Below are 8,327 nucleotides of genomic sequence, written 5' to 3'. Positions count from 1 at the left end.
TACCACTGAGCTACTTCCGCATGTGTTAGCAACGATATTATTATATCATTACTTTTTGATTTGTCAAGTCACTTTTGAAATTTTATTTTCATCGATGAGATGACTCTCAATGTCACGGCTTATATCTTAGCACATTGTGTTTTTTCTGTCAACAGGGAATTTTGAATCAATCAAGATTTGATTTCCTGTCGGAAGACTTCCGCCGTGCGACGAAAGTGATTATAGCTCATTTCTCCTCTTTTGGCAAGCCCTTTTTTCAAAAAAATCAAAAAAGCACCGAAGGCCGGTTTCCCCTGCCTTCGGTGCCTGTTTTGTTATAAATCCAGCCCTGCGTCAGTGCCGAATACTTTCATATGCCTGCCGAAAACAGACTCTCCCCGGTCGGTGAAATAGCCCAGGTATTCCGCCATGGTATTGTCTCCTGTAGGCTTCTCTGCGCTGGAGCTCCCGTAGGCAGAGCGGTCCACCAGGAACCTGCCGTCCATAGGCAGGAAGGTAGAAAGACCTTCCACCATGGCAGCGGCAAAGGGATGGATATCCTCGGGAGATACATCCTTCCCCACTGTGGAAACTGCGTCGGTCAGGATGGCGGCAGACGCCTTTCCTGCCTCCGTTTTCCCTTCATCAATGGAAAACGGGCAGGTGAAAAGGCTTTCCACCTCCAGGTAATCCAGAGAGGCAAGGAAGAGGTACAGGGATACCAGATTTTCCTCCGAAACCCCTACACGGCGCAGATCCACCACATCCGCCGGAATGTCAAGGACAGCATCGGAAGCACCGGCGGTGAGCCGGGAGAAAACCTTCCACCCTGTTTCCTCCCATTCCGGCGCCCCTTTGGCGGTGATTTCCTTCCAGAGGCGGAAAATATCTGCCTGCTTTAAAAGGAGAGGCTTTTCCCCGAAGGGGGGGATGTGGAAATAATGGGCGGAAATCTGTGCTTTGGGATTGGGCTTTTCGATGAAATGATCCGGAAGGCCCGCCTCTTTCAGCTTGGACTTGAGGTACACCGGCGGCACACCCATGTCGATAAGCCCGCCAATCATCATATCTGCCGTCAGTTTACCGTAGCATCTGATAAAAAGAGCTTTCATTATTTAATCTCCTTTCTCTGCCTCCCGCTTCCTGCACCGTCAATGGCTACATCCACGTCCGCCGAGCCAAAGGTCTTCATCTGGTTCAGCATATCAATGGCCGCATCCAGCAGGGACAGTCCCAAAGCGGAGCCGAAGCCCTCGGCCTCTGTGAAATCATAATGAAGGAATGGTTTCATGCCAAGCTTCTGCATCTGCATTTTATGTACCGGTTCATCATAGTATAGGGAAGGGAAAATAAAATTCCTGATTTCCGGATACACCGTCACCGCCGCCAGCACGGCAGATCCGGTGACTGCATTGTCGAAAACCACCATCATGCCGCTTCTGGCTGCTTCTACCACGAAGCCGAAGAGGGCTGCGATTTCAGCAGACCCCACCTCCGCCAGATTTCCTATGGGGTCTTTGCCGAAGTCTCCTACGCCGGAGAGAGAAAGGCGGAAGCTGCTTCCGGCAGATACCTTCATCAGGTCTTCCTTCATAATGGCTGCCGTCACTGCCAGGGCGGAAAGAAGGGACCTTTCCCCTATATTTCCAAGACCTGCCGCCTCTACGCCCTGGCGGGCAAGGGTCTTTGCCACCGACATGCCCAGGGCGACGGCACCTTCCACCACTTCATCATCCATAGCCGGACGGCCGTGATGGGTGCCGTGAATCATTTTCTTTGTAAGCACACCTACTATGTCGGAGGTATCCTTTTCAAGGCCTGCGTCAATGAGGTACACCGGCGCGTCCAGCTGGCGGGCGATGACATTCACCGGGCCGGCGCCCTGGGACACCAGTTTCATTTCATCATGGGACAGCTGCCCCTTTGTCTTATTCTCCCCGTCCACTGCCGTATCGCCGCCGAAAATGACAAGAGCCTTGTTCAGATAGGAAGGCTTGACAACGCCCGTAATGCCGGCTATGCGTACTGCCATTTCCTCCAGTTTTCCCAGGGAATGGATGGGCTTTATCAGGTTATCCACGTACAGCTGGCAGGCTTTCATAATATCTTCATTTAATTTTGGCACAGCGCTCATGCTTTCACCCCCGCTTCTTCCTTTGTGACGCATTCCCTGTACACCGACAGGGCGTAGTCCAGCATTCTGGTCTGGATGCCGGCACCGATGGCTTCTCCCAGTCGGAAATCAAGGTCAATATATTCCGTAAGCCCCAGAGCCGCCAGGGATTTCTTATGGGCCTGCTCCAGGGACAGATGGGATGCCATGAGGTACTGAACCGCCTCCGGGCAGAGTGCTTTGGCAATGAAGGCGCTGGCGGTGGTATTGAACCCGTCTATAATGGTGAGGGCACGGTTGGCGGCTGCTCCCAGAATGACACCGGTCATGCAGCCGTATTCAAAGCCCCCCACCTTGGAAAGGACATCCAGTCCGTCTGCGGGATCCGGATGGTTCACATCCATGGCCTTCTGCACCACCTCCACCTTGTGGCGGAGCCGTTCATCGGAAATATTGGTGCCCCGGCCTGTAACCTCCAGGGCATTCCAGTGATTGAAGGCGCCCAGAATGCAGGCGGAGGAGGTGGTATTGGAAATCCCCATTTCACCGATGGTGAAAACCTTGTACCCTTCCTTTGCCTTTTCTTCTGCAATTTCAATACCCGTCTCAATGGAGCGGATGGCTTCCGCCCTTGTCATGGCCGGCCCTTCTGCAATATTTTTCGTGCCAAAGGCGATTTTCCTGTCAAGGAGATCCGGCACGCCGCTCATATCCGCATTGATGCCCATATCCACCACCACCATGTCCGAATGGGCATAGTAGGCCATGGCATTGGCCGCCGCCCCCTTTGTCTCCACATAGGCCCTTGTCATGCCTACGGTGGTGGACTGGGGATAGGCGGATACCCCTTCTGCATATACGCCGTGATCGGCACAGGCAATCACCGTGCAGCACTTGGGAATGGCCGGCATGGCTTCTCCCGTCACACCGGCAAACTGGGTCACCATATTTTCCATTTTTCCCAGGTCACCTATACCAAGGTAGAGATCCTTCCAGCGGGAAGCCGCTCTTTCCATGGCGTCTTCATCCAGCGGCCGGATTTGGCTCAGCGTTTCATCCAGTAAGCCCATTTATACCTCCTTATTATATTTTCATTATTTTTCTATCAAACCTTCAAGCAGATTCATGTTTATTATACCATGAATCGCTCCGATTTCTGAAAGCATTTCCTTCGTTGTATGTTTCAGAGGAAATGATTATAATAGGGACAGAAGTTCTTTTCAATTTCATCAAGCCAAAGAAGGGGATACAGGAAATCTGGGATTCCCTTTTTCTTTGCATTCAGGAGGCCATGATTCATTCACAGCGCTTCCTTAAAGGAGGTTTTACCAGTGGATTTTGAAAAGCTTTATATCGACGGCCAGTGGATTCCCGGCGCGTCAGGACAGTTTATCGAAGTGGAAAATCCGGCCACAGGAGAAATGTTTGCCAAAGTCCCCAGGGGCAATGCGGAAGACGTGGACAGAGCGGCCAGAGCCGCCCGCAGGGCCCTTCCCGCCTGGAGCGCCCTGCCTTTGGCAGAACGGATTTCCCTTATGGAGAAATTCCTTACCATTTTCAAAAGCCAGGAAGAGGATTTGATCCATATTACCATCAAAGAACTGGGGTCCCCCTATGCCTTTACCAAAGCGTCCCAGGTGGAATACCAGTACGTCCGCACCCGTTCCTACATAGACCTTTCGCCGAAGGTGCCGCTGGTGGAAAAAATGGAATACTCCACCACCTACCGGGAGCCGGTGGGAGTCATCGGCTGCATTACTCCCTGGAACTATCCCCTGGGCCAGGTGATCCAGAAAATCGTGCCGGCCCTCCTCATGGGAAATACGGTGATTTTAAAGCCAAGCCAGCACACGCCCCTGTCGTCCTACTATCTGGCAGAGGCCTTTGAAAAGGCAGGCTTCCCGAAGGGCATATTCAACCTGGTCACCGGACGGGGCAGCGAAGTAGGAAATGCCCTGTCCTTCCATCCCCTGGTGGATAGGATTTCCTTCACCGGCTCCACCTCCGGCGGCATTGCCGTCGGCAAAAAGGCGCTGGAATCAGTAAAGCACATCAGTCTGGAACTGGGCGGCAAGTCTCCCTATATCATTCTTCCTTCGGAGAATCATGACTACGCCGAACCTATCCATCTCTGCTTCAACAGCATCTTCCTGAATTCCGGGCAGACCTGCACCGCCTTCTCCCGTCTCCTCATTCCGGAAGAAGAAAAAGGCATCATAGAAAAACAGCTGGTGGAAATTGCAAAGGAGTATACTGTAGGCGATCCTACAGACCATACGGTAAAGCTGGGGCCCGTGTCCTCCCGGCAGCAGTTTGAGAAAATCTCCGACTATATCCAAAAGGGCATGGATGAAGGGGCCCGCCTCCTCACCGGCGGCCTTCCAGGCTCCCCGTCAAAGGGCTATTACATTCGCCCCACCATTTTCACCGATGTGAAGAATGATATGACCATCGCCCAGGATGAAATCTTCGGCCCCGTGCTCTGCGTCATCACCTATAAAGATGAAGAGGACGCTGTTTCCATTGCCAACGACGTACGCTACGGCCTTAACGCCGGCGTGTACGGCCCCAAGGAAAAGGCCATTGCCATCGCCCACCGGATCCAGGCAGGCAACGTTTACATCAATGCCAGCCCCAGGGACACGGCAGCTCCCTTTGGCGGATACAAGGAAAGCGGTATCGGCAGGGAAGGCGGTATTTACGGTATGCTGGAATTCACCCAGCAGAAAGCTCTCTTCGATACAGGAAAATAAGATTTCCCTTTGACAGGGCTTCCTTCAAGGAAGCCCTGTTTCTTTTTATCTCTTTTCGATATAATAAAGAAAAAGGAGGAAATCCATGAACAGCTCATTTATGAAAAAAATCATCCTTATCCTTGCCGTCCTTCTGGCCGCCGGTGCAGGCTGGTACTTCCTGTACTGGTCCAAGACCCCTGCCTATGCGGCCGGTGAAATCCAGCAGGCGGTGAAGCAGAAAGACCTGCAGCTCTTCAAGGAAAGGGTGGATATGGACAGGGTCTATTCCTATGCCATAGATGATACGGTATCCTATCTTGCCGCCGACGGCGTGCCGGACCACGGCCTGGCCGCCGCCATCCTGAAAATGCTGAAAAAGCAGGCGGTGGATGAACTGGTTCGCCAGACGGAGCTCCGGTTTCAAAAGGAGGATGTCAAACCTTCCGGCAAACCCGGGCAGATCCTCTCCGCCTACCTGGGCTCCGCCGCCCTCTCCATGACCGACATACTGGACGTAAAGGAAGAGAACGGCAAAGCCACCGTGTCCGTCAAACTGCACGATAAAAAACTGGACCACGATTTCACCTGGCAGGTGCTCATGGAAAAGGACGTAAACGGCAGCTGGACCGCCGTAAGGATCCTGAATCTGAAGGAGTATCTGAAGGAAAGACAGGACGCCCTTCTCAGCCAATAAGTCAGGATAAAAAAGCAGTGAAGAAATTTCCATCATTTCTTCACTGCCTTTTTTATATAATCTGGAAAAGGAAAAACTTCAGGTAATAGGTCTCAGGCACCGTCATGAGGATGGGGTGATCCGGCGCCTGCTGGCGGAATTCGATCTGCCGAAGGGTTACGCCTGCATCCCTGGCTGCTTCCTTCACCATCTTCACAAAGAGTTCCTCCCCCATGAAATGGGAGCAGGAACAGGTGGCCAGGTACCCGCCCCGGGGAAGAATCTTCATGGCCCGGTAATTGATTTCCTTGTAGCCCCGGAAGGCTTCATGCACCGTTTTCCCCGACTTCGTAAAGGCCGGCGGGTCAAGGATAATGTAGTCATAGTCATGATTCTTCGTCCGGTCCAGTTCCGTCAGGTAGTCAAACACATCCGCCTGCACCGCCTGGATGGGAAGATGATTGATTTCCCCATTATGGGAAGCCATGCGGACCGCCTCTTCGGAAATATCAAGAGCCGTCACAGAGGCGGCGCCGCCTTTGGCTGCGTTCAGGGCAAAGGCGCCGGTGTGGGTGAAGCAGTCCAGCACATGGCGGCCCCGGGCAATGGAAGCAGCTGCCAGGCGGTTGAACTTCTGGTCAAGGAAGAAACCGGTTTTCTGCCCATTTTCCACGTCCACCGTGTAACGGATGCCGTTTTCCACAATATTCACCAGCGTCTTCTCATCGGAAGGGCTGAGAAGGGGGGAATGGTAAAATCCCTTGTACTGCTCCATGCCCTCCAGCTCCCTGATTTTTACATCATTTCTTTCATACACGCAGGAAACGGGAAGATTCCTTTCCCGAAGCACTTCGATAAGGCCGTCAATAAAGGCCTGCTTCCTCTTTTCCATGCCCAAGGACAGCACCTGCACCGACAGCACGTCGCCGAAACGGTCCACTGTCATGCCCGGCAGCTGATCCGCCTCTCCGAACACCAAGCGGCAGCAGTCATAGTCCTCCTTCCGCATCACCTGGAGCCGGTAATCCACCGCATAGGCAGCCCGCCTTTTCCAGAAAACTTCATCAAACCGATCATTGGCATTGGTGGAAAAAATGCGGATGGTGATTTTGGAGTGGGGATTGTAAAAGCCGCTTCCCACAAATTTTCCCTTGGAAGAAAGGACCTTCACAATGTCCCCGGGCGCAATGCCCTCCTCTGCTTCTCTTATCTCGGAACCGTAAATCCAGGGATGTCCCCCCTTAGCCGCCAGTTCCGCCCTCTTGCTGATGGTTACCGTTTTCAGTGCTTCCATATCTGTCTCCTGTGGTAAAAATGAAATCCTATTTCTGCTATTTTACCACAGGGGAAAGAAGGAAAACAGGCCTGCCGGAGGCAGGCCTGTTTTCCGGGTTCAAAGGATTCAGCAGAAAAGGGTTCTTAAGATTGACGCACCTTTGGCGCTGAATTTATATAGATTGCCGCNNGCGGCAATCTATATAAATTCAGCGTTACGTGCTGTCCCTCCCGTCTCACCGGTTATCCCAGGTACTTGTGGAAGAAAGCGGCGATTTTGTCAAAGGGAATCTTGTCCATGTTGTCATAAAGGTCTGTGTGGCTGGCACCGGGAACGATAAGGAGTTCCTTGTTGTTTCCTTTAAGCCGCTGGAATGCATCTTTCGAAAAATAACGGGAATGAGCTTTTTCACCATGAATCATGAGGACAGGGCTTTCGATTTCGTCCGCATAGGTCAGAAGAGGCATATTCATGAAGGACAGGGCACTGGTCAGGTTCCATCCGTCATTGGAGTTAGGAGACCGGGGATGATAGCCTCTCTTTGTTTTGTAATAGTCATAGTAATCCTTCACAAACTGAGGCGCATCTGCCGGAAGAGGATCTACCACACCGCCGTCTCTCTTGTAGTTTCCATTTCTATAATCCAGGGTTCTCTCTTCATTGAGGGCTTTCCGTCTTTCCATTCTTTCCTTCTTCAGGGTGTCCTCATCCTTTGTGTAATCAAAGTATCCATTGGAAATGACACGGCTCATGTCATACATGGTGGAAGTGACGGTGGCTTTGATTCTTGTATCCATGGCAGCCGCATTAAGGGCAAATCCGCCAAAGCCGCAGATGCCTACAATACCGATTTTATCCGGATTCACATCGGAGCGGTTGGAGAGATAATCCACAGCTGCCGAGAAGTCTTCCGTGTTGATGTCCGGGCTGGCCACATTTCTGATTCTGCCGCCGCTTTCGCCGATAAAGGATGGGTCAAAAGCCATGGTTAAAAATCCCATTTCCGCCAGATTCTGGGCATAGAGGCCTGCCGCCTGTTCTTTAACGGCGCCGAAGGGGCCTGCCACAGCAAGCGCTGCCATTTTCCCTGTCCTGTTTTTCGGCATGTATACATCTGCTGCCAGGGTAATGCCGTAGCGGTTGTGGAAGGTGACCTTGCTGTGATCTACCTTGTCGCTCTTGGGAAATGTTTTATCCCAGGTATGGGTGAGCTTCAGAGGCTCATCTCCCGGCCAGGGGGTGGTAGAAATCTGCCGCAGGGCCTTTGCTTTTTCCGCCTGGCCGTTTACATCGGCCGCATCCGCTGTCATCATAGAGCCTGCCAGAGCAAGACCGGCCAGGGCAAGAATCATCCATTTCATTTTCTTTACGTTTTTCATTTTCGTTTCTCCTTTAAGGAAGCGCTGATTCAATCGTTATCGGATTTCATTCTTGAATTTTTATTCAACGCAAGGAATAAGTCGACGCGAATAGCGAGCTATTTAAGGAGACTTATGAGGTCGATTGGATAAAAATTCATATGAAATTCGATTCTGCGAATGAATCAGTGCT

Annotated in this window: 7 protein-coding genes; 2 read left to right on the top strand and 5 right to left on the bottom strand. The window is 52.0% G+C overall.

Annotated elements, in window-relative coordinates; genetic code table 11:
• Positions 1 to 314: 314 nt before the first annotated feature.
• The 3 genes from larC to cobT are packed head-to-tail and all read right to left on the bottom strand — an operon-like array spanning position 315 to position 3,162.
• Positions 315 to 1,091, bottom strand: a complete 777-nt coding sequence (larC, locus tag B2Y11_RS03220; protein ID WP_291056138.1) for a nickel insertion protein — start codon at positions 1,089 to 1,091, stop codon at positions 315 to 317.
• Positions 1,091 to 2,113: a nicotinate-nucleotide--dimethylbenzimidazole phosphoribosyltransferase gene (locus B2Y11_RS03215; RefSeq protein WP_291056136.1), complete on the bottom strand. Its 1,023-nt coding sequence runs from the start codon at positions 2,111 to 2,113 to the stop codon at positions 1,091 to 1,093. The genes larC and B2Y11_RS03215 overlap by 1 nt, the downstream gene beginning before the upstream one ends.
• Complete coding sequence (gene cobT / locus B2Y11_RS03210; RefSeq protein ID WP_291056133.1) at positions 2,110 to 3,162, bottom strand: nicotinate-nucleotide--dimethylbenzimidazole phosphoribosyltransferase; 1,053 nt, start codon at positions 3,160 to 3,162, stop codon at positions 2,110 to 2,112. Before cobT ends, B2Y11_RS03215 begins: the two co-directional genes overlap by 4 nt.
• Positions 3,163 to 3,423: 261 nt before the next feature.
• Here cobT and B2Y11_RS03205 point away from each other — a divergent pair, with 261 nt between their 5' ends.
• On the top strand, positions 3,424 to 4,845 hold the full coding sequence (locus B2Y11_RS03205) for an aldehyde dehydrogenase family protein (protein WP_291056130.1): 1,422 nt from the start codon (positions 3,424 to 3,426) through the stop codon (positions 4,843 to 4,845).
• Positions 4,846 to 4,930: 85 nt separating this feature from the next.
• The gene (locus B2Y11_RS03200; protein ID WP_291056128.1) at positions 4,931 to 5,521 is read left to right on the top strand and encodes a hypothetical protein; all 591 of its coding nucleotides are present in this window, start codon (positions 4,931 to 4,933) and stop codon (positions 5,519 to 5,521) included.
• Between the two features lie 52 nt (positions 5,522 to 5,573).
• Here B2Y11_RS03200 and B2Y11_RS03195 read toward each other — a convergent pair whose 3' ends face one another.
• Together B2Y11_RS03195 and B2Y11_RS03190 are read right to left on the bottom strand one after the other, a co-directional pair.
• The gene (locus tag B2Y11_RS03195) at positions 5,574 to 6,794 is read right to left on the bottom strand and encodes a class I SAM-dependent rRNA methyltransferase (RefSeq protein ID WP_291056125.1); all 1,221 of its coding nucleotides are present in this window, start codon (positions 6,792 to 6,794) and stop codon (positions 5,574 to 5,576) included.
• Between the two features lie 224 nt (positions 6,795 to 7,018).
• Entirely contained in the window at positions 7,019 to 8,155 is a 1,137-nt protein-coding gene (locus tag B2Y11_RS03190) for an alpha/beta hydrolase (RefSeq protein WP_291056122.1), read from the bottom strand.
• Positions 8,156 to 8,327 lie beyond the last annotated feature (172 nt).

It is taken from the genome of Dialister sp. UBA1703, from assembly GCA_002320515.1.
GTDB lineage: Bacteria > Bacillota > Negativicutes > Veillonellales > Dialisteraceae > Dialister.
This window is presented reverse-complemented; position numbering and strand designations above follow the sequence as displayed.